Origin of the sequence: Flectobacillus rivi, from assembly GCF_030056655.1 — a bacterium.
GTDB lineage: Bacteria > Bacteroidota > Bacteroidia > Cytophagales > Spirosomataceae > Flectobacillus > Flectobacillus rivi.
Map to the genome: position 1 here is coordinate 66,369 of NZ_JASHIE010000023.1, position 21,723 is coordinate 88,091.

Consider the following 21,723-nt stretch of genomic DNA (forward strand, 5'->3'; position numbering starts at 1 on the left):
ACTTACTAAAAAGATTTTGGTGAGTATCCTCATTTTTGCGACACCTCTCGCCATTCTGACTGGAGGCGTTTGGCTAATCAGAACGCTATTGTAGCGTTTCAAAGTATTGAAAAATAACCATTTAAGATACTTGTCGAAAATCTTTGTCTGTCATAAATGATACAACCTAAATCACTAAACCAAGAAAATGGCACTAGAATCAAACCTACAGAAAAGAATAGCTCGTGACGTATTTGTGAGCTTGTTTATTTACGCATTACCAATAGCCTTGTTATTTGGCTGGTTTGCTTACAAGGGAGAAAAGCCTTGGCTAAAGCCCGCAAAATCCTCTAAAATTAGTTATCAAAGAAGATTTTAAGTAGTACTCTTTCATTCACATTGTTGATACTTTACAAAATCATTATACAAAAATGGTAAATTTTATAGAGCAAATTTTTATTAACCTCAACGGTTGGGGATTAATTGCCCTTTCATTAATTCTTGGCGTATCAGAGTTCGCTTTAGGATTATATGGTAAGAAATGGAGTAAAAACGAAAAGCTTTTGGATATAGCTTGTTATACCTTACCAAAATTAGTAATAGGACCAGTAGTGGCGTATTTTGGGCTCAAAGTACTACCGATTATTTTACCTGATGCCAAAGATAGTCTTACATGGATTCCATTTGCATTTGGGGCATTGATTATTGCCATATACGACGATTTAACACAATATTGGTATCATCGTTTGCATCATCAGCTACCATTTTTGTGGAGATTTCACCGTACACATCATTCGGCACCGTATATGGGAATGGCTATGGCGTCTCGTCAGAATATTATCTACACAATTTTCTTTTCACAAATGTATTTGACAACAGCCTTGGTTTACTTGGGTTTGGGTTATCCAGCACTTTTTGTGAAAGGTCTGAAATCGCTTATTACAATGGCGGCGCATTCGAGTATTAAATGGGATAAACCGTTTTATCAATATCGTATTTTACACCCTGTTGCTTGGGTATTAGAGCGCACTATTTCGACTCCTGCAACACACCATGCGCACCACGCAGATTCGGCAGATGATGGTGTAGGATATTACAAAGGAAATTTCGGCAACATGTTCTTTATCTGGGATTTAATTTTCGGAACAGCCCTTATCACTCGTCAATATCCAGAATCTTATGGTATCAAAAATTATCAGAGTGAAGAATGGTATGCGCAATTATTATGGCCAATTTTTAAATCAAAAATTGAAGGAAGCGAATTATCAAAAAATGGGCCTGAAGTTGCCGACGAAGTAGTGTATGAACCAACCTTCGAAAAAGCAGAGTATCATGCGGCTTAGCCAAGTTATTAAGCTCAAAGATTCTAATTTTTACCAAAATTCTTGAAAATGAACTTATTAAATACCCTAAAACGTGGAGCTTTGATTGCGTCGATAATGACATTCGGCACAAGCTCTACGCTTTTGGCACAGAAAAAAACGAATACATCTCCCAACATCATTGTCATTATGGTTGACGATATGGGATATTCAGATTTGGGCGTTTATGGCTCTGAAATCCAAACGCCCAATATCGACAAACTTGCCAATGAAGGCGTAAGATTGCGTGAATTTTATAATAACTCTATTTGTGCACCTACTCGTGCTTCATTGCTTACAGGACAATATCCCCACAAGGCAGGTATTGGTTATTTCGACGTCAATTTGGGATTACCAGCCTATCAAGGTTATTTGAACAAAACCTCATTGACATTTGGAGAGGTTTTAAAACAGGCAGGATACACTACCTTATTATCAGGAAAATGGCATGTAGGAAATGATAGCTTGTCATGGCCAAAACAAAGGGGATTTGATCGTTTCTTTGGCTTGCTAGGTGGTGGTGCTAACTATTTTAATGCTAATAATATTCCTTTGGGTCGTTCGTATCCTGTAACAATTTTGGAAGACAATAAGCGTATCAAGCCGAAGGATGATTCATATTACTTTACAGATGAAATAACCAATCATGCAGTAAAATTCATCAAAGAGCAGGATGCCGAAAACAAGCCATTTTTCTTGTATCTCGCTTATACAGCGCCTCACTGGCCACTACAAGCCTTGCCCGAGGATATTGCAAAATATAAAGGTAAGTACGCTCAGGGTTGGGATGAGTTACGGAAAAATCGTCTAGCGAAACAGATACAACTAGGAATTATTTCGCAAAAACAAGCCGATGCCGCCGCCGAGCGTGATGCTGACGTACCTGCGTGGGACGCTTTGACGTATGATGAACAACAATTATGGCAACGCAAAATGGAGGTGTACGCCGCTATGCTCGACCGTGCCGATCAAGGCGTAGGGACAATCGTGAATACGCTCAAAGAGCTCAAAAAAGACCAAAATACCTTAGTGATTTTTATTTCTGATAATGGTGCTCCTGCTGAAGATGTGGCTCATTGGGGAGATAAAGCTGGAAATAACAAAGGTCCTGTCGGAACATCTGGTTCGTTTGAATCTCAGGGTAAAAACTGGGCATTTGTTTCGAACACACCTTTCCGTTCCTTCAAATCATTTGCGTATGAAGGTGGCATCAGCTCTCCGTTTATTGCATGGTATCCTACCAAAATTAAAGCTGGAGGCTTGTTGAACGGAACTTCACATTTGATTGATATTGCACCAACCGTATATGAAGTTGCTGGCGCTAAATATCCAACTACTTTCAAAGGCGAAAGTATTACTGCCTTACCTGGTAAAAGTCTTGTGCCATTATTATTCAATGCCCAAGATACTCCGCGCGAAACCCCAATTTTTTGGGAACGTGCAGGCAATAGAGCCGTTCGTAAAGGAAAATGGAAATTAGTTTCGATATATCCGAGCTACGCTTGGGAATTGTATGATGTAGAAAATGATAGGGGTGAAACCAAAAATTTGGCTGCTCAAAATGCTGGATTGGTGAACGAGCTATCAGCTTTATATTTTGACTGGGCTAAACAAAATGATGTGGTTGATTATGATAAAATTAAACCGCAACAACCCTTATTGCCCACCAAAAAACGTCCTTAAAGAATTCGTAATATTTTAAATTTTACAACATGAAAATTCCCTCTTCGTTTTTGACCATTCTTTTATTGTTTGGAACAATACTGATAAAAGCTCAAAATGGACCAACACCCGTAGCGGTATTTGCCCAAAAGATTGCCAAAGAAAAAGCACCACAAATTATCGATGCTCGTAGTGCTGAAGAATTTGCCCTTAATCATATCAATGGTGCTATTTACTTGAGCCCCAACGATGCTGATTATGAGCAAAAACTTAAATCTTTTAATTCTAACAAATCGGTATTTGTCTACTCTATTGGAAATGGACGAAGTGCGGTATTGGCAAAAGATTTACGCAATCGTGGCTTTCAAGAAGTATATGAATTAGAAGGTGGAATTGGTAGCTGGGTCGGTGCTGGCAATGCCATTTTCACTAATGCTGATAAACCTCTTTCAAAAAATGCGTATGACCAATTAGTTGCTTCTAATAAAGTAGTATTGGTAGATGTCGGTTCTAAATATTGTGGAGCTTGTAAAAAAGTAAAACCAGTATTAGAGGAACTCAGACAAAAGTATGGTACTTCTCTCAAAATCGTAGAACTGAATTTAGAAAACGATCCTGATTTGATTGCTTCACTCAAAACAGTTACAGCTTTTCCTTATTTGATTATATATCAAGACGGAAAACCTGTTTTGAAAAAAGCAGGTATCAAAGACCTTAGCCAAGAGTTGAATCAGGTTTTGGATAAAGCATTATAAGTATGAAATTTTTACCCATAAGTATTTTGGCTAGTTTGGTATCTCTTACAGGTTTTTGGTCGGGTGATAAGCCTACTAAAAAAGGAGAATCTATGACTATTTGCCAAACTTCTTGCAAAGCACCAAACAGCCGAAGGGCTTTATTAAATCAAGCTATTCATGTTGCTGATAGTCGTTCAACCAACGGAATGGTATGGGTTGAAGGAGGGAGTTTCCCGATGGGAACTAATGAATTTCCTGACGCAAAGCCTATTCATCAAGTGACAGTAAAGGGCTATTGGATAGATGAGCATGAAGTAACTAATGCCGAGTTTGAAGCTTTTGTCAAAGCTACTCATTATGTAACGGTTGCCGAACGTCCTTTGAATCCTGCTGATTACCCAGGAGTTCCTGTCGACAAACTAGTTCCAGGCTCAGCGGTTTTTAGTCCTCCTAATCATGCAGTTGGGCTCAATGATTACCAGCAATGGTGGCAATATGTGGCAGGTGCCAATTGGAGACATCCTACTGGACCTAATAGCACTATTAAAGGAAAAGAAAGTCATCCTGTTGTGCAAATCTCGTATGAGGATGCACAAGCTTATGCCAAATGGGCTGGCAAACGCCTTCCTACCGAAGCAGAATGGGAGTTTGTTGCTCGTGCAGGGCGTAAACCTAGTTTGTATTACTGGGGACAAACCCTTAAACCACAAGGTAAATGGCAGGCTAATATTTTTCAAGGAACTTTTCCTCAAAAAAATACTGCTGAAGATGGCTTTACGGCAACAGCTCCTGTAAAATCGTTTCCTAAAAATACTTGGGGAGTTTATGATCTTGAAGGAAACGTTTGGGAATGGTGTAGCGATTTGTACCGACCTGATTATTATAAAGATAGTCCCAAAACTAATCCAAAAGGACCTGCTAACAGCTATGACCCTGAAGAGCCTGGCGTAGAAAAACATGTGCAGCGTGGTGGTTCGTACCTATGCAGTGACCAATATTGCATACGATACAAAGCAGGAAGTCGAGGTAAAGGCGAAACGACAAGTGCCTGTAATCACTTGGGATTCAGATGTGTAAAAGATAAACTTTAATACAAATTTTTGGATTTCGATAACAAACTCAACATATACATTTTGATCTAATACAGCCAAAAAATCTACTTAAACTATAGATTTTAAATTCTAAAAAACATATTTACTAATTTCTTCTGATAGCAAATCAGACCTAACATTTCATTACTGATGAAAAATAAATCTTACATACTCTTTTCACTTCTCTTGCTACTCATTACTGGAAGTAGTTACGGGCAACAATCCCTGACCATATCGGGTAAAATAATTGATTCGAAAACCAAGGAACCTATCATCGGAGCGGCTGTTTCAGTCAAGGGTTCTGCTGGTGGTGCCAATACCAATGTGAGTGGAGCATTTTCATTCAAAACCACTAAAAAACCTCCTTTTACAGTGGTTGCTACATTTGTAGGATACCGTAAACAAGAAATCGAGGTTTTTGAAAATGAACCCTTAACCATCAAATTGGTAGAATCAAAAGGCCAGCGCCTCGACGAAATCATCGTTGTGGGCTACGGTACACAAAAAAGAAGCGACATTACAGGATCGATTGCTTCTGTTCCTTTAGAAATCAAATCGCAACCAGTAGTTTCGGTTGAACGCCTATTGCAAGGCTCTATTGCTGGCGCAATTGTAACACAAACCTCTGGACAACCTGGTGGTGGTGTGAGTGTACAAATTCGTGGTAATAACTCCATCACGGCTGGCTCAGACCCACTATATGTAATCGATGGATTTCCTATCAACAATGATTATTCAGTGGCTGATGCAGGCGTAACAGACGGTTCTAAAATTAACCCATTATCAACTTTAAATACCGCAGATATTGAGTCTATAGATGTACTAAAAGATGCTTCGGCGACAGCCATTTATGGTTCTCGTGGGGCAAACGGTGTAGTAATTGTAACTACAAAAAACGGCTCTAAAGGAAAATCTTCTATCAATTACGATGCGTTTTATGGAGTGCAAGAGGTTATTAGAACAATTCCTCTACTAAATGCAGGAGAATGGTGGGCGTTGCGTAAAGATGCAGCTAAAAATTCAGGGAAAACAACTTCTTTGCCAAGCGTTTCTGGTTATACCTTAGATACTTCTGGCGTTGGTACAGACTGGCAGGCAGCAGCTTTCCGCAAGGCAGCTATTCAAAGTCATAGCCTTTCAATTCTGTCGGGAGGTGATAAAACCAAGTTATCAGTTTCTGGAAACTACTTCAAACAAGATGGGGTATTACAAAATACAGATTTTGTACGCTATTCAGGTCGTTTCGCCTTGGATCATGATTATAGCAAAAACTTCAAAATCACGTCAAGTTTAGTAGCTAGTTATACCAAATCCAATGTTGCTCCAGCAGCAATTGTGGGTAACTTATTACTTACGCCTCCGTCGTTGCCTGTGTATAGAACAGATGGTTCTTTTGTGGTGTTAAGTCCATTTGAGTCGGCATTACAAAACCCTATCAACTCATTATACAACCAATTGAATGAAACCAAAACGAATCGTATATTAGGTAACGTTGCTGGTGAAATTGGCATTATTGATGGGTTAAAATTGAAAGTTCTTTTTGGAGTAGACATTTTGGATAACAAACAAAATCGCTATCTACCAAGTACCACGGCTGAAGGACAAGCCTTAAGTGGTTTGGCTACGGTGGGTTCTGTATTTACTACCAACTGGTTGAATGAAAATACGTTGTCTTATGATCGTAATATTGGATTGAAAGGCAAGGTGAATGCCTTGTTAGGGTTTACAGCACAACAATCAAACTCAGAAGGAACGGTTGCTGAGGCAGCAGGTTTTGCTACGGATGCTTTCTCATACAATAACCTTGGTACAGGTATCACCAACCGTACACCTCGCTCGTATGCCTATGATTGGGCTTTGGCTTCGTACTTAGGTCGTGTAAACTATGTATATGATGATCGTTATTTGTTTACATTTACCTTGCGTGCAGATGGTTCATCTAAATTTGGTGATGGTAACAAGTGGGGTTATTTCCCTTCAGCGGCTTTCGGTTGGAATATTTCGAATGAGAAGTTTTGGCAACAATCTAACAAGATTACTAATTTGAAATTTCGCTTAAGTGCGGGTTCTACTGGTAACCAAAGCATTCCTGCTTACCAGTCTCTTTCTCAGTTAGCCTATTTCCGTTATAACTTCTCAAACACAACAGTTTCAGGTTATGCTCCGAACACCGTTCCGAATCCGAACTTAGGATGGGAAAAAACCTTCCAAGTAGATGCAGGTTTAGATGTTGGCTTGTTTAACAATAGAGTTACATTGGTTGCAGACTACTATTACAAAAAAACAACTGATTTATTATTGACTCGTACTGTACCTGGCACATCTGGTTTGTCTGATTTTTACAACGGTCAAGCTTCAACTATTTACCAAAATATTGGTGCTGTATCAAACAAAGGATATGAGTTGTATGTAAATGCTCACACCGTTGATAGTAAAGATTTTAAATGGAATACAACGCTTGTATATTCAAAAAACATTAACGAAATCTTGAGTTTGGGTGATGGCGTAACACAGATTATTCCTTCTATTTCTTCACCTTCTATTGCTAAAGTAGGCTATCCAGTAGGTTCGTTTATTGTGTATCAAACAGATGGTGTCATTCAGAATGGAGATACACCTTTGACTCCGCAAGCTAACAAAAGTGCTGGTGGACAAAAATACAAAGACATCAACGGTGATGGTGTCATTACGCAAGCTGGCGACCGTGTGGTAATTTCAAACCAACCTGATTTCACTGCGGGTTTAACCAACACTTTTAGCTATAAAGGTTTTGATTTGTCTATCTTTTTCCAAGCAAACGTAGGTGGTAAAATTTACAATGCCAACCGCGCCAATCTAGAATTAGGCACAGGCTATACCAACGCTACACGTGATTTATTGAACCGTTGGACTCCAACCAATACCAACACTGATGTAAAAGCAGCTTACCAAGATCCTGCGGTAACCATTTCGGATAGATTCATTGAGGACGGTACATACTACCGTTTGAAGAACATTTCATTCGGGTATAATTTCCCATCTAAATTCTTGAAAAAGACACATTTGAAAAACCTAAGAGTTTATGTTTCGGCACAAAACGCTGCCACTTGGACGAAATACACAGGCTTTGATCCAGAAGTAAGTTTAAATGGTCAATCGCTTATCAACAAAGGTGTTGACTCAGGGGTGTATCCAAACAACAAATCATATCAAGCAGGTTTATCAGTATCATTCTAAACTGCTGTAAGCAATGAGCTTTAGGTAATAGGCTAAGTATGCCTAAAGCCTACTGCTTACAGCCTAATGCAATTAAATGTCATGAAATTACTTAAATATATCGCCCTTGCTAGTATTGGATTAACAGCAAGTTCTTGCGAATCGTTTTTAAAAGAAAATCCAGATTCTATTATTTCGGAAGACCAATATTATAAGACACAAACCGATGCGATAAATGCAGTCAATTCGGTGTATTTCTTACTTAATGCTGGTGGTTCAAGTGTCCAAACGCCTTACAATACGCTCTTTAATACAGGCATGAACTTCGCTGGCGACGACGAAGACCCAGGCCCAGGAGCAACCAACCCCGATGTACGTTCATTGGCGGTATTGGCTCACTCGTCATCAAACTTACGTGTATATGAGCTTTGGCAACAGCATTATGCAGCGATTAAAAAAGCTAATGTAGCTATCGAAAAAATACCTGCAATCAATTTTGATGCTACCTTAAAAGCTCGTTTGATTGGTGAAGCCAAATTCTTGCGTGCCTTATATTATTTCAACGTAGTTCGTTTGTGGGGTGATGCACCTCTGATTACAAGCTACCAAAAATATGTAACTGCTAGCGACTATGCTATTGCCAAGTCGCCTTCAACGGAAGTCTATGCTCAAATTGAGAAAGACCTTACCGAAGCGGCTGCGGCATTACCAACTTCCTATTCATCGCCAGATGTAGGTCGTGCTACGGCAGGAGCTGCTAAAGCGTTATTGGCGAAAGTATATTTGACAAAAGCTTCACAGCCATTAAATCTTACCCAAAATTATGCTGATGCCGTGAAAAAAGCTGAAGAAGTACTTTCGCCTGCCGATGGCGGAACAGGTACTTATGGCTATGACTTGTTTGAAAACTTTGCAGATGTATTTTTGCCTGCTACCAAAAACGGTAAAGAACATATCTTCTCAGCTCAGTTTAAATCAAATGCTCAATTACAGGGCAATAACCAAAACCCTCGTTCTATCCTAACTGGTATCCCTGGATTAACAGGTGGATATGCTGATATGGTGCGTTTTTATACCGTAGGAAATGATAAATTCTTTAGTGTTTATAAACTCTATACTGCTGCCGATAAACGCAAACGTGTCACATTTGTTACCAGCTTTACAAGTCCAACAAATGGTAGAAAATATGGTTTACCAATCGTAAATACAGCCGTACCAAACGATTCAACGCCATTTTTTAACAAAACGTGGGATCCCAACTCCACTTCTGTTACAAGTGAGTCGGCTGCTAACGTTGCTATTATTCGCTATGCCGAAGTATTGTTGATTCATGCCGAAGCTGAAAACGAATTGAATGGTCCAACGGCAAAAGCTTACAAATCGCTCAACCGTGTTCGTCGTAGAGCAGGCTTGTCGGATTTACCAACGGGTTTAACCAAAGACCAATTTCGTGAGGCAGTGTATCTTGATCGTCGTTTAGAAGTGGTATTTGAATACCAACGTTGGTTCGATTTGATTCGCCAAAAAGACGGTTCAGGAAAAAGTACTTTTGTCGCTAACCTCCAAAAAGTAGGTAAAACAAACGCCGCTGACAAGCACCGCTTATATCCGATTCCACAATCAGAAATCGACAATAACCCTAAGTTGGAGCAAAATACGCTTTGGAAATAGTTATTGAGCGATTGAGTGAATGAGTGATTGAGCGAGTTCATAACTTAGATTCAAGTTATTAGCCTCAATAAATCACTCATTCACTCAATCGCAACTCACTAAATAAATGTAAACGTATAATGAAGTTGACGCTTAAAATTACGGTTACGTTGCTTGTAGGAATATTGGCAACGAGTAACCTGATTGCCCAAAAATCGCCTCAGAAAAAACCAAATATTGTCTTAATCATGGCAGATGATTTGGGTTATGGCGATATTGGTACATTCGGAGCAAAAGATATTCGCACGCCCAATATTGATAAATTAGCCGAAAATGGACTAAAATTTACTTCTTTTTATTCTACTTCTCCCGTTTGTAGTCCATCCAGATTTGGCTTGCTCACAGGTCGTTATCCTCGCCGACAAGGCATTGACGGCGTATTTTTTCCTGAAAGTTTTAATGGGATTCCTAAAGAAGAATTGACTCTTGCCGAAGCTTTGAAAACGAAAGGCTACTCAACGGGCATCGTTGGAAAATGGCATTTAGGTCATCACCGTGCGTTTTTGCCTTTACAAAATGGCTTCGATGAGTACTTCGGCATTCCTTATAGCAACGATATGCAAGCAACGGTATATCTCAGAGGAAACGATGTAGTGCAGTACAACATCGACCAGCGATATACCACCAAAACTTATACCGAAGAAGCCATCAAATTTATTGATAAACATAAAAAAGAACCTTTCTTTTTGTACCTACCACACACCATGCCACACTTGCCTTTGTACGCTTCACCCGCTTTTGAAGGAAAATCAAAAAGAGGCTTGTACGGCGACGTAATTGAGGAGCTTGATTGGAGTGTTAGACAAGTAATTGAATCATTGAAAAAGAATGGTTTAGAGGAAAATACGTTAGTGATTTTCACCAGCGACAACGGCCCTTGGACGATTTTCGATATTGAAGGCGGTTCGGCAGGCAAGCTCAGAAATGGCAAAGGAACAACCTTTGAAGGAGGGCAAAGAGTCCCTACTGTTTTTCAATGGCCAGCTAAAATCAAAGCAGGAAGTGTTTATGAAGACTTGGCTTTGCATTTAGATATTTTTCCAACCATCTTAAAATTAGCAGGTTATCAGGCATCGCTTGCGAATCCAATTGACGGAGAAGATATTTCTCCAATCTTGACAAATCAAGGAAAAAGAAAAGGCGATGAGTTTATTTACTATTCAAACGGCAAAATTGAAGCTTTCAGAAAAGGAGATTGGAAGATTCGTTTGGCACAGCCTGCGTCCAAAAATTATTTAAGTGGAGAAACCATTCCAGCCACCGAAGCCTTTTTATTCAACTTAAAAGATGACGTAGGCGAAACCAAAAATTTGTACGCAAGTAATCCTGAAAAAGTAGCCGAGTTATTAGCTGCTTTAGACAAAAAAGCAAAAACCATTGGCACAAACGTAGCAAGTTTGCCTCAACGTTTGCCTGCCGATGATTCACATATCAAAAACTATTTCAAACGTCATCCAGAACAAAAAAAGAGTTTATGAAAAAAATACTAACCTTGGCGAGTCTGAGTTTGATTGCTCATGCGAGTATAGCACAAGCAGATACTCACAGCGTATATACACAAAAGAACTCTCCAAAATTGAGTGTAAATACAAGCTTGAGTAAAAGTATTATTAAAGAAATCAAATCAGGAAAAGCATATTTAATCGATGTTCGAACTCCAGAAGAATATGCTAGCAAACATTTAAAATATTCAAAAAACATCAATATCCGTTCTGAAAAATTTGCAGAGTCAATTAAAACTCTGGCAAAAGATAAGAAAATCTATCTCTATTGCCGTTCAGGAAACCGCAGTGGAAAGGCTGCTGATACCCTCCAAAGTTTTGGTTACAAATATGGAATCAACATTGGAGGACTTGATAGTTTAGTAGCAAATGGTTTACCTGTCGAATAATGAAAAAGCTTAGTTTAGTTTTATTTGTTCTAGTTAGTACACTTGGTTTGAGCTTCGAAATACGAGCTCAAACCTCGCTGTCTAAACCCAATATTGTCGTTTTCTTGGCTGATGATTTAGGCTTTTCCGACATCGGTGCGTTTGGCTCTGAAATCCATACGCCTACGCTTGATAATTTGGCAAAAAAAGGAGCAGTACTTACACAATTTTACAATGCGGGTCGCTGTTGTCCTTCTCGTGCTTCCCTGCTTACGGGCTTGTACCCACACCAAGCAGGCGTAGGCGATATGGTGCAAGACAAAGGCTCGCCAGCCTATCAAGGTTATTTGAGTAAACACAGCGTAACCATTGCTCAAGTATTGCAAAAAGCAGGTTATACCACCATTGTTTCGGGCAAATGGCACGTGGGTTTAGTGCCTTCGGCATTTGCACATAACAGAGGTTTTGACGAATCTTTTACTTTATTGAATAATGGCAGTAATTATTTCAACTCAAAACCCTTGTACAACGACGGTCGCACGGTAACGTTTATGTTGGGCGATAAAGAAATCGTTCGCCATGATACCTCTACGTACTTGACACAGGCTATCACCAATTTTGCCATTGCATCTTTAGACAAACACAAAGACGAGCAAAAGCCATTCTTTTTGTATGTCGCCTATAATGCACCGCATTGGCCTATTCAAGCCTTACCCGAAGATATTGCCAAGTACAAAGGTAAATACCTCAACGGCTGGGGTAGTACTCGTATAGCTCGTTTCAAGAAACTACAAGCTTTGGGCATCATTGATAAAAAATGGAATTTATCTCAAGCATTTAATCATGGCTTAGACTGGAACAACCTAACAGCATCAGAAAAAGACCAATGGGATACACGCATGGCGATTTATGCCGCTATGATTGACAGAATGGATACTTGTATTGGGCAAATTTTGGATAAAATAAAGGCTTTAGGACAAGAGCAAAACACCTTGGTATTCTTTTTATCGGATAATGGGGGCAGTGCCGACGATGTAAGAAATTGGTCGTATGTACACCAAAAAAATGGAACTATTGGAGGCGTAGATTACATCGACAGCTACCAAACACCTTGGGGCAATGTTAGCAATACGCCGTTCCAGTTATTCAAGAAAAATACACATGAAGGCGGAATAGCCTCGCCATTGATTGCCTATTTTCCAAAGCAAATCAAAGCAGGTGTGCGGAGCAAAAGAGCCAGTCATTTGATAGATATTTTTCCAACCATTCTCGAATGGGCAAAAGTGCCGTATCCTGCCACTTTCCAAGAAAATACGCTTACGCTCTTGGAAGGCATTAGTTTGAAGCAAGAACTCACAGGAAGAAAAAGCCCTGAGCATCAAGCCTTGTATTGGGAACACGAAGGCAGTAGAGCTATTCGGAAAGGCATTTGGAAAGCCGTTGCCGAAAACAACAAGGCTTGGGAATTATACAACATACAAGACGATAGAACCGAAACCTACAACTTAGCCAACCAACACAGCGATACGCTTAAAGCATTGATTGCCGACTATGAAACTTGGGCAAAAAAAGTTGGGGTAAAAGATTGGAATGTAATCAAGTAACGCTTGTGACAATATCGGCAAAAACTTATATAGCAAATGAAATGCTTATGCCAGAAAGTTGGACACACTAAGGTATGATTAGGCGTTCCATCTGATACCTTTAAAAATAACTAAATATTATAATCAGATGAAAAATAAATTTTCTTCCTAATGAAAACGAAACTTAGCATAGCGATTACGGCTTTACTGCTTACTGTTTTGCAGGCGGTTAGCTATGCCCAATCGAATAACGTCATCAAAGGTAAATTGGTGGATTCGCTCACCACCGAGCCTTTGGCTTATGCTACTATTCGGCTGGCTTCTCAAAGTGCAAGCAAGATAGACAAAGGAGCACTTGCCGATAAAAAAGGGTCGTTTCAGTTTCTAGGCATCAAAGAAGATAAGTATGTCATTAAGATAGAATACATAGGTTATAAAACCAAATACATCGAGGTTAGTTATGGGCAATTGAGTACTTCGCTCGACCTTGGAGCTATTTCATTAGTCCCTGTTAGTCAGTTGATTGAGTCCATCACTGTTTCCAGTGCCAAAGCTCAAGTAGTAAGTACCCTCGAAAAGCAAGTATTCAAAAGTGAACAATTTGAAATAGCAAAAGGAGGAACGGCAACCGATGTTATCCGAAACATTCCTTCCGTCACTATCAATGCAGAAGGCGAAATTAGTTTAAGAGGAGCAAAAGGTTTTTTGATACTTATCAATGGCAAACCAACACAAATAGATGCCGCAACGATTTTGGCACAAATACCAGCCAATACCATCGAAAAAATTGAACTGATTACAGCACCATCCGCCAAATACGATGCCGATGGTAAGGCTGGTATCCTTAATGTTGTTACCCAAAAAGGTACAGCAGAAGGGCTATCTATTACTTCCAATTGGCAGTATGGCTTACCTCGTTTAGAAAGTTATTACAACCTGAAAGAACCTCGTCGCTATGGAGCGGATATTTCTGCCAACTATCGCAAAGGAAAATGGGATATTGCTACGGCTTTCAATTACCTCAAAAATGATATTGCTGGTCAGCGTGTGGGCGATGCCAATACCACCATCAATCAAGTAATTACCCGTTTTCCAAGTGCTGGCGAACGCAGTTTGCAACGAGATAACTACGGCTTTAGGGCATCGGCTATTTATACTTTCTCTAAAACGGATGAGCTAACCGCAGGTATTTACATCGGGACAAAACACCAATATCGACGAGCCGATATTTTTTACAACAATAGCAAGGTTAATCTTCAAAACAATCAACTTATCAGCACGACAAATTATTATAACCCTAATTTGGTCTATAAAGCTGGTTCTTTCAAAGTCTATAATTTAGACTATACCCATAAATTTAAAGACGCTTCTCAAATTACAGTATCGGGTTTATATGAAGATGCTTTGATTGATGGTTACACACAAAACCAAAATCTCAAAACCAACAACTGGGCAGATACCCTGCAAGCTACTTACAATACAGGAAGCAACCCGTTGAAAGCTTTACGCTTGAAAATTGATTATGAAAAACGCATCGGTATAGGAAAACTGGCTGTTGGCTACCAATACAGAACCCAAAACCAAGATGGTATTTTTTGGTACTTTGAAAAGAATGGCAACAACCAAGCTTTTCAGGTGAATCCAGCTTTTTCGGCAAAAGTAGAAGTGAACAACCGCATTCATGGTGTTTATAGCCAATATACTGGCTCAATTAAAAAACTTGATTTTGCCTTTGGACTTCGTTATGAAAATGCTTTCAGGGAATTTATAGATGCAAAAACAAACAATAACATCCTGAAATTAAATAACTTATTTCCATCCATCAACCTTTTGTATCATCTTCAAAACGAATGGAATTTGAAATTGGGCTATAGCCGACGAGTACAACGTTCGACGAATAATGAACTAAATCCTTACCCAGAAAGAGAACACAGCGAAACCCTCGAACAAGGCGACCCTCGCATCAAACCAGAGTTTATAGGTGTGTATGAAGTAGGATTAAACAAAGATTTTGGTAAAACGGCTTTTTACTGGAATGCCTATGCACAAGACATTACCGATATTGTCAATCGTGTAAACAGTGTGTATAACGATACCATTCTGAATCGAATTTATACCAATGCAGGCAATGCTCGTCTGATAGGCTCTGAAATAGGTCTAACGGTATCGCCTTTCAAAAAGTTAAAGATTTTTGTCGGGGGAAATGTGTATCAATTAAAAATAGCAGGTGGCTTGTTCGATAATGCGGTAGCCGTCAACAGCAGCGGTTTGGTATATACAATCAACACCAATATCAATTATCAACTGAGTAAAACATTGAATGCCCAGTTTAATTTATCGTATTTATCGGCACGCAATACGGCACAAGGAGAAGATTCAAGGTTTTATCAACCCAATTTTTCGGTCAAAAAAACATTTTTAGACCAAAAACTTGCCCTGACTTTCCAATGGCAAAATGCAGCTTTGGGTAATATGGAAGTAAACCAACAACGCATTACCACATTCGGAAAAGACTTTTATACCACCACAAACTATATCCAAGAACGAAACATTTTATTAATCAATGTTTCATACATTATTAATAAAACAGAGAAAAAAACAAAACTGCCAGTAAGCGAATTTGGCGAGCGAGAGTTTTAGTTTTTACCTGATTCTGTAAGCAATGTATCAAGTAAATTTTTATTCCATAAATATGAGATTTTTATACATACTACTTCTTTCGGCTATAAGCTCAAGCATGGCTATCTGCCAAGTGAAAAATCCTAATATCTTATGGATTTCTTGCGAGGATATGTCACCACATTTGGGAAGTTATGGGGAAAAAGTTGCTAAAACCCCCAATCTCGACCAATTGGCAAAAGAAGGCGTGCGTTATACCCAAGTGTATTCAACGGCAGGCGTTTGTGCACCAAGTCGTTCGGCTTTGATTACGGGAATGTACCAAACCTCTATTGGCACACATAATATGCGTACTTTACAGCCACCGCAAATGCAACAGTTTACGGTAGTACCACCTTACTCTGCATTGATACCTTCGTATGTCAAGTGTTTTCCTGAGTACTTGAGAAAAGCAGGTTATTATTGTACCAACAACGAAAAGCAAGACTATCAATTTGAAGCACCCGTAACCGTTTGGGATGAAAATAGCAAAACGGCTAATTGGCGAGGACGACCCGACAAAAACCAACCTTTTTTTGCAGTCATCAACTTGATGATTACCCACGAATCGCAAATATTTTCAAGAGATAAAGAGCCATTGCTCGTCAATCCAGATAGCGTAGAAATACCGCCTTATTATCCTGATAATGCCATTATTAGAAAAGACATAGCTCGCCATTTGAGCAATGTAGAATTGATGGATAAGCAAGTGGGAGAAATCCTACAACAATTAAAAGACGATGGTTTGTATGATAATACCATTATTTTCTTTTTCAGTGACCACGGCGATGCCTTGCCTTTTGTAAAACGAGAAATTACCCACAGAGGTCTAAAAGTGCCTTTGATTATTCGTTTTCCAGCAGCTAAAAATGCTGGAACTGTCGATAAGCAACTCATCAGCTTTGTCGATTTTGCACCAACGGTTTTATCATTGGCTAATATTCCTTTGCCCAAGTATTTACAAGGACAAGCATTTTTGGGTAGTCAAAAAGCCAAGAAGACACGCCAGTACATCTTTGCCGCACGAGACCGCATGGATACCGAGTATGACAGAGTGCGAGCGATTAGTGATGGGCGTTTTGAGTATATCAAAAACTATTTTCCCGAAAAACCTTCTTATCAAAACATTGCTTATCGGCTAAATATCAAAGGAATGAAAGAGATTATCCGTCTGAAAGAAGAAGGAAAACTCAACCAAGCACAAGCCTATTGGTTCAGACCTAACAAGCCAGTTGAAGAACTTTTCGACACCCAAACAGACCCTTATCAGTTTGTTAATTTAGCTGAAAATCCCAAATTTCAACAGAAGCTACAAGAGCTACGCAATAGGTATGAGCTTTGGAAAAAGCAAGTAGGTGATTTGGGGGCAATACCCGAAAAAGATTTGGTGGCTCAATGGTGGCAAGGAAAAGCCCAAGCTCCTCAAACAGCCCCAGCCATTGTAGAAATAAAGCAAGGAAAAGCAAGCATCAAAAGTACAACACTGGGAGCTTCCATTGGCTACAAAAAGCATAGCCAAGAAAGGGCTTGGCAACCTTACGAGCAACCTATTACTGTGCAAAAAGGGGATTCTTTACTGATAAATACCCACAGAATTGGCTATCAACCAAGCCTTTTGAAGTTGGTAGTGAATGACTAACACAGCAACATAGAGCCTACTTACTTCTAAATGATAATTTTATGCAAAGAAGACAATTTCTAAAAAATACAGCCTTTTTTTCTGCCTCTATTCCGTTGGCATCGCTACTGCAATGGAACACCACCCAGAAAAAAAATATCATCGTTTTGCTTTCCGACGACCAGCGATACGATACCATTGCCGCATGGGGTAACAAAGACATCATTACGCCTAATTTAGATTTTTTGGCAAAAAATGGGACAAGTTTCACGCAGACACACGTTTTTGGAGGATTGTCGGGGGCTATTTGCCAGCCCAGTAGAGCCATGCTTTTAACAGGTAGAACGCTTTTTAATATCGACCGACAAGCACGTGATAACTATGAGTTTAGCTTTGATATTTATAATAACTATCCCACTTTTCCAGAATATTTACGCAAAAACGGCTACCAAACCGTTGGCATTGGCAAGCAACACAACGGTACTACAATTTATAACCGAGCTTTTTCGGATGGGGGAAAAGTGTTTTTTGGCGGCATGGGCGACCAATACAATATTCCTGTACAAGACTATAAGCTCGACAACAGCTACGGGCCACCCAAAGACAATAATTATAATCCTAACAAGCCAGCAAGCACTGGTCAACATTCATCGGAACTTTTTGCGGATGAAACAATCAAATTTATTGCAAAATATAAAGCAGAGCCATTTTTGATTTACACGGCTTTTACAACTCCGCACGACCCACGGTTAGCACCACAAGCTTTTCATGACCTTTATGCCGATAAAAATATTAGTTTACCTCCCAACTTTTTACCCAAACATCCCTTCGATAACGGCGAACTCAACGTGCGTGACGAACAGTTAGCTCCTTTTCCAAGAACGGCAGACGATACCATTCGTCAAATTAAAGCGTACTATGCCACAATTTCACATTTGGATGCACAAATTGGTCGTATCATACAAGCCGTAAAAGACCAAGGTTTATGGGAAAACACCCTGATTGTTTTTGCTGGTGACAATGGTTTGGCACTGGGGCAACATGGTTTGTTTGGTAAACAAAGTGTGTATGAACATAGCAACCGAGTACCCTTGATTTTTGCAGGAGCAGGCGTTCCTGCCAATAAAGAAGTAAAAGGATACTGCTATTTATCAGATATTTACAGTACGCTTGTCAATTATGTAGGGTTTCCTGTGCCTCCTACTGTTCAAGGCATAAGTTTGGATAAAGCACTACAAAATCCTAATACTCCCCTGCGACCAGCCTTGTATTTTGCCTTTAAACATTACCAAAGAGCCGTAAAAAAAGAAGGTTGGAAACTGATAGAATACCATGTGGCTGGTCAGCGACATACGCAATTATTCGACCTCAACAAAGACCCATGGGAAACCAATAATTTGGCTGATAACCCCAAATATTTGTCACAAAAATTAACCCTCAAAAAATTACTCCTACAATTAAGGTTGCAATACAACGATACCTTTAGCCCATTTTGGGAAGGCTACTCTTGAAAGGTGAAAACGAGCGTTTTCAAGCTATTGTAGATTTGGGATTGCTGATTTCGGAAATATTGAAAAATACCTTCAAGCAGTATCAACTCTATATTCACAATTAGTGCTGTACGAAAGTTTGGTTTTATCTTTCAAATAAAATTGGTGTAGTGGCAACTCTTGCAGTTGCCACACTCAACATGGCAACCGCAAGGGTTGCCGCTACGCCAAAAAATGCTAACGATAAGAACGCTTTTGAACAAAATAAAATCCTTCGTACAGAACTAATTCACAATTTAGCATTCACAATTAAACTATATAGTCTATATACTAAATACTTAAACCCAAACAATGAATAACTCAAAACTGTTAACCCTCAAAAAAATAGCCTTTGCCACGGCACTTAGTACAAGTGTTGGCTGGTCGGCTTATGCCCAACACGACCCAACGCTTCCTTTTCAAGGAAAATTGGGAAAAACCTTCCAAGAAACCAAAGAAGTATGGACAGAACACGCACCGCAAGCACCCAAAAACGCTCCAAACGTTGTCTGGATTTTGCTCGATGATGTGGGCTTTGGTGCGGTAAGTACTTATGGCGGTTTAATCAAAACGCCAACCTTAGATAGCTTGGCTGCCAATGGGTTGCGTTATACAAACTTCCATACCACGGCTATTTGTTCGCCTACTCGTGCGGCTTTGTTGACAGGTCGCAATTCGCATTCGGTTCACATGGGACTTTTCCCACAAACGGGCGGTGGAACACCAGGTTATGACGGCTATATGCCTTTTGAAAAAGCAACCATTGCCGAAATTTTACGTGAAAATGGTTATAATACCTATGCTGTTGGTAAATGGCATTTGACTCCCGCCAAAGATGCTACGCCCATTGGGCCCTTCAATCGCTGGCCAACGGGTAGAGGTTTCGACCATTTTTATGGCTTCTTGAGTGGCTCTACCGACCAATATTATCCTGTGGTTTGGGAAGATACCAAAAAGATTATTCCTGAAAAAGGCAAACTTTTCAGTACGCAAATCGCTGATAAAGCCATCAATTTGATTGCCGAACAAAAATCACTTGCTCCCGAAAAACCCTTTTTCTTATACTTTACACCGGGTGCTGGTCACGAACCGCACCAAGTGGATAAATATTGGAGCGACCAATACAAAGGCAAATTCGACTTTGGTTGGGACAAATACCGTGAAATCGTTATCGAAAATCAAAAGCGTTTGGGCGTAATTCCTAAAGACGCTGTGTTGCCAGAACGTGGGCCGGGGCTGAAAGCTTGGGATGCTTTATCGGCTGATGAAAAGAAATTATATGCTAAATTTTTTGAAGTATATGCGGGCTTCTTAACGCACATCGACTTTGAAATTGGAAGAGTTATCAATTTCTTGAAAGAAAGTGGTCAGTTAGAAAATACTCTTGTGATTGTTTCGGTTGGCGACAATGGAGCAAGTAAAGAAGGAACATTTGAAGGAAGAGCCCATCGTAATTTCGACCCAGATTTAACGCCAGAGCAACGTTTGAAGAAAAACTTGGCATTGATTGACCAAATTGGTACGGAAAACTCAAGTCCAAATTATCCTTTGGGTTGGGCTCAGGCAACCAATACGCCTTTCAAACATTGGAAACAAGATGCCAACTCTGAGGGCGGTACGCACAACCCTTTGATTATTTTCTGGCCAAAAGGCATCAAAGACAAAGGCGGTATTCGTAACCAATATACACACTTGATTGATATTTTACCGACAACCGTTGAACTGACGGGCGTAAAAGTGCCAACGGTAATTAACGGTTATCCGCAAGAACCCATCGAAGGCACAAGTTTGGCGTATAGCATTGAAAATCCGACGCTTCCTTCTCGCCATACCGTGCAACACTACGAAATCATGGGTTCACGCTCTATTTACAAAGACGGTTGGAAAGCAGGTACTTTACACGTGAAAAAACAGCCTTTCGACAAAGATGTTTGGGAATTGTACAACCTCAATGAAGACTTTAACGAGCGTAATAATTTGGCAGAAAAGCATCCAGAAAAATTACAAGAACTGAAAGAATTGTTTGATGCACAAGCTTGGAAGTACAATGTTTATCCATTGAAAGATGGTACTGGTTCTGTCCCTGCTCCATCGCCAACGATTTTCGACAACCGCAAACAATTGGTTTTGTATCCGCAAACCTCACAGATTTTTGAAGGAACTGCTCCAAAATTGGGCGGTCGCTCCCTGAGCATCACCGCCGATGTAGTTACGCCCGACAAAGGTGCTGATGGCGTATTATTGGCTGTTGGTGGTAGAGCAGGTGGCTTGAGTTTGTACGTACAGAAAAATCAATTGTGGTTTACTTACAACAATGGCGAAGAAAAAGTATATGCTACTTCAAGCGAGCCAATCAAAGCAGGAAAGAACCTTTTGAAAGTTGATTTCAATTACGAAGGCAAAGACAACGCACAAAATGGCCCAGCAACGGCTATCATTTATATCAACGATAAAAAAGTAGGAGAAGTAAAAGTAAGCAGAACTTTACCAACTGTTGGTTTTTATGAAAGCATTGAAGTCGGAAAAGACCAAGTAACTGCCGTAACCGAAAAGTACAACGTACCTTTTACTTACGCAGGAAAACTCAATCATGTAACTATTGATTTGAAGTAAGCAACAGTGTAGAATTGACAATTAATACTGTACGAAGGTTTAAGTATTGTTTTTAAAATAAAATTGCAATTAAGAATAAAGAATTGCCTCAGGCGATGAGTACCGTAACCAAAGAGC

General features: G+C 39.7%; 14 protein-coding genes. All 14 read left to right on the top strand.

Features of this window, described 5'->3' with window-relative positions; genetic code table 11:
* The first annotated feature begins 187 nt into the window (after positions 1 to 187).
* Positions 188 to 358: a hypothetical protein gene (locus QM481_RS24085; RefSeq protein ID WP_283383679.1), complete on the top strand. Its 171-nt coding sequence runs from the start codon at positions 188 to 190 to the stop codon at positions 356 to 358.
* A 52-nt stretch (positions 359 to 410) separates the two neighbouring features.
* Positions 411 to 1,322, top strand: coding sequence for a sterol desaturase family protein (locus QM481_RS24090; RefSeq protein WP_283383680.1), 912 nt, complete (start codon positions 411 to 413; stop codon positions 1,320 to 1,322).
* 48 nt (positions 1,323 to 1,370) lie between these two features.
* Positions 1,371 to 3,023: an arylsulfatase gene (locus QM481_RS24095; RefSeq protein ID WP_283383681.1), complete on the top strand. Its 1,653-nt coding sequence runs from the start codon at positions 1,371 to 1,373 to the stop codon at positions 3,021 to 3,023.
* 29 nt (positions 3,024 to 3,052) lie between these two features.
* The gene (locus QM481_RS24100) at positions 3,053 to 3,757 is read left to right on the top strand and encodes a thioredoxin domain-containing protein (protein WP_283383682.1); all 705 of its coding nucleotides are present in this window, start codon (positions 3,053 to 3,055) and stop codon (positions 3,755 to 3,757) included.
* Between the two features lie 2 nt (positions 3,758 to 3,759).
* The gene (locus QM481_RS24105) at positions 3,760 to 4,830 is read left to right on the top strand and encodes a formylglycine-generating enzyme family protein (RefSeq protein WP_283383683.1); all 1,071 of its coding nucleotides are present in this window, start codon (positions 3,760 to 3,762) and stop codon (positions 4,828 to 4,830) included.
* A gap of 150 nt (positions 4,831 to 4,980) precedes the next feature.
* On the top strand, positions 4,981 to 8,046 hold the full coding sequence (locus QM481_RS24110; protein WP_283383684.1) for a SusC/RagA family TonB-linked outer membrane protein: 3,066 nt from the start codon (positions 4,981 to 4,983) through the stop codon (positions 8,044 to 8,046).
* A gap of 81 nt (positions 8,047 to 8,127) precedes the next feature.
* On the top strand, positions 8,128 to 9,696 hold the full coding sequence (locus QM481_RS24115) for a RagB/SusD family nutrient uptake outer membrane protein (protein ID WP_283383685.1): 1,569 nt from the start codon (positions 8,128 to 8,130) through the stop codon (positions 9,694 to 9,696).
* 119 nt (positions 9,697 to 9,815) lie between these two features.
* Complete coding sequence (locus tag QM481_RS24120; RefSeq protein ID WP_283383686.1) at positions 9,816 to 11,213, top strand: sulfatase family protein; 1,398 nt, start codon at positions 9,816 to 9,818, stop codon at positions 11,211 to 11,213.
* Positions 11,210 to 11,626 carry a rhodanese-like domain-containing protein gene (locus tag QM481_RS24125; RefSeq protein WP_283383687.1) on the top strand — a complete coding sequence of 139 codons (417 nt, stop codon included), beginning with the start codon at positions 11,210 to 11,212 and terminating at the stop codon, positions 11,624 to 11,626. Before QM481_RS24120 ends, QM481_RS24125 begins: the two co-directional genes overlap by 4 nt.
* On the top strand, positions 11,626 to 13,209 hold the full coding sequence (locus tag QM481_RS24130) for an arylsulfatase (protein WP_283383688.1): 1,584 nt from the start codon (positions 11,626 to 11,628) through the stop codon (positions 13,207 to 13,209). The genes QM481_RS24125 and QM481_RS24130 overlap by 1 nt, the downstream gene beginning before the upstream one ends.
* Before the next feature lie 150 nt (positions 13,210 to 13,359).
* Positions 13,360 to 15,828 carry a TonB-dependent receptor gene (locus tag QM481_RS24135; RefSeq protein WP_283383689.1) on the top strand — a complete coding sequence of 823 codons (2,469 nt, stop codon included), beginning with the start codon at positions 13,360 to 13,362 and terminating at the stop codon, positions 15,826 to 15,828.
* 97 nt (positions 15,829 to 15,925) lie between these two features.
* Positions 15,926 to 17,485 carry a sulfatase family protein gene (locus tag QM481_RS24140; protein ID WP_283383690.1) on the top strand — a complete coding sequence of 520 codons (1,560 nt, stop codon included), beginning with the start codon at positions 15,926 to 15,928 and terminating at the stop codon, positions 17,483 to 17,485.
* A gap of 41 nt (positions 17,486 to 17,526) precedes the next feature.
* Positions 17,527 to 18,975: a sulfatase family protein gene (locus tag QM481_RS24145; protein ID WP_283383691.1), complete on the top strand. Its 1,449-nt coding sequence runs from the start codon at positions 17,527 to 17,529 to the stop codon at positions 18,973 to 18,975.
* Between the two features lie 330 nt (positions 18,976 to 19,305).
* On the top strand, positions 19,306 to 21,606 hold the full coding sequence (locus QM481_RS24150) for a sulfatase family protein (protein WP_283383692.1): 2,301 nt from the start codon (positions 19,306 to 19,308) through the stop codon (positions 21,604 to 21,606).
* The last annotated feature ends 117 nt before the right edge of the window (positions 21,607 to 21,723 follow it).

What these genes read in the sequence shown, in the direction of transcription:
- QM481_RS24100 (WP_283383682.1), top strand. Translation starts at nt 3,053, where the DNA reads ATGAAAATTCCCTCTTCGTTTTTGACCATTCTTTTATTGTTTGGAACA.
- QM481_RS24120 (WP_283383686.1), top strand. Translation starts at nt 9,816, where the DNA reads ATGAAGTTGACGCTTAAAATTACGGTTACGTTGCTTGTAGGAATATTG.
- QM481_RS24140 (WP_283383690.1), top strand. Translation starts at nt 15,926, where the DNA reads ATGGCTATCTGCCAAGTGAAAAATCCTAATATCTTATGGATTTCTTGC.
- QM481_RS24105 (WP_283383683.1), top strand. Translation starts at nt 3,760, where the DNA reads ATGAAATTTTTACCCATAAGTATTTTGGCTAGTTTGGTATCTCTTACA.
- QM481_RS24145 (WP_283383691.1), top strand. Translation starts at nt 17,527, where the DNA reads ATGCAAAGAAGACAATTTCTAAAAAATACAGCCTTTTTTTCTGCCTCT.
- QM481_RS24110 (WP_283383684.1), top strand. Translation starts at nt 4,981, where the DNA reads ATGAAAAATAAATCTTACATACTCTTTTCACTTCTCTTGCTACTCATT.
- QM481_RS24115 (WP_283383685.1), top strand. Translation starts at nt 8,128, where the DNA reads ATGAAATTACTTAAATATATCGCCCTTGCTAGTATTGGATTAACAGCA.
- QM481_RS24125 (WP_283383687.1), top strand. Translation starts at nt 11,210, where the DNA reads ATGAAAAAAATACTAACCTTGGCGAGTCTGAGTTTGATTGCTCATGCG.
- QM481_RS24150 (WP_283383692.1), top strand. Translation starts at nt 19,306, where the DNA reads ATGAATAACTCAAAACTGTTAACCCTCAAAAAAATAGCCTTTGCCACG.
- QM481_RS24085 (WP_283383679.1), top strand. Translation starts at nt 188, where the DNA reads ATGGCACTAGAATCAAACCTACAGAAAAGAATAGCTCGTGACGTATTT.
- QM481_RS24095 (WP_283383681.1), top strand. Translation starts at nt 1,371, where the DNA reads ATGAACTTATTAAATACCCTAAAACGTGGAGCTTTGATTGCGTCGATA.
- QM481_RS24135 (WP_283383689.1), top strand. Translation starts at nt 13,360, where the DNA reads ATGAAAACGAAACTTAGCATAGCGATTACGGCTTTACTGCTTACTGTT.
- QM481_RS24090 (WP_283383680.1), top strand. Translation starts at nt 411, where the DNA reads ATGGTAAATTTTATAGAGCAAATTTTTATTAACCTCAACGGTTGGGGA.
- QM481_RS24130 (WP_283383688.1), top strand. Translation starts at nt 11,626, where the DNA reads ATGAAAAAGCTTAGTTTAGTTTTATTTGTTCTAGTTAGTACACTTGGT.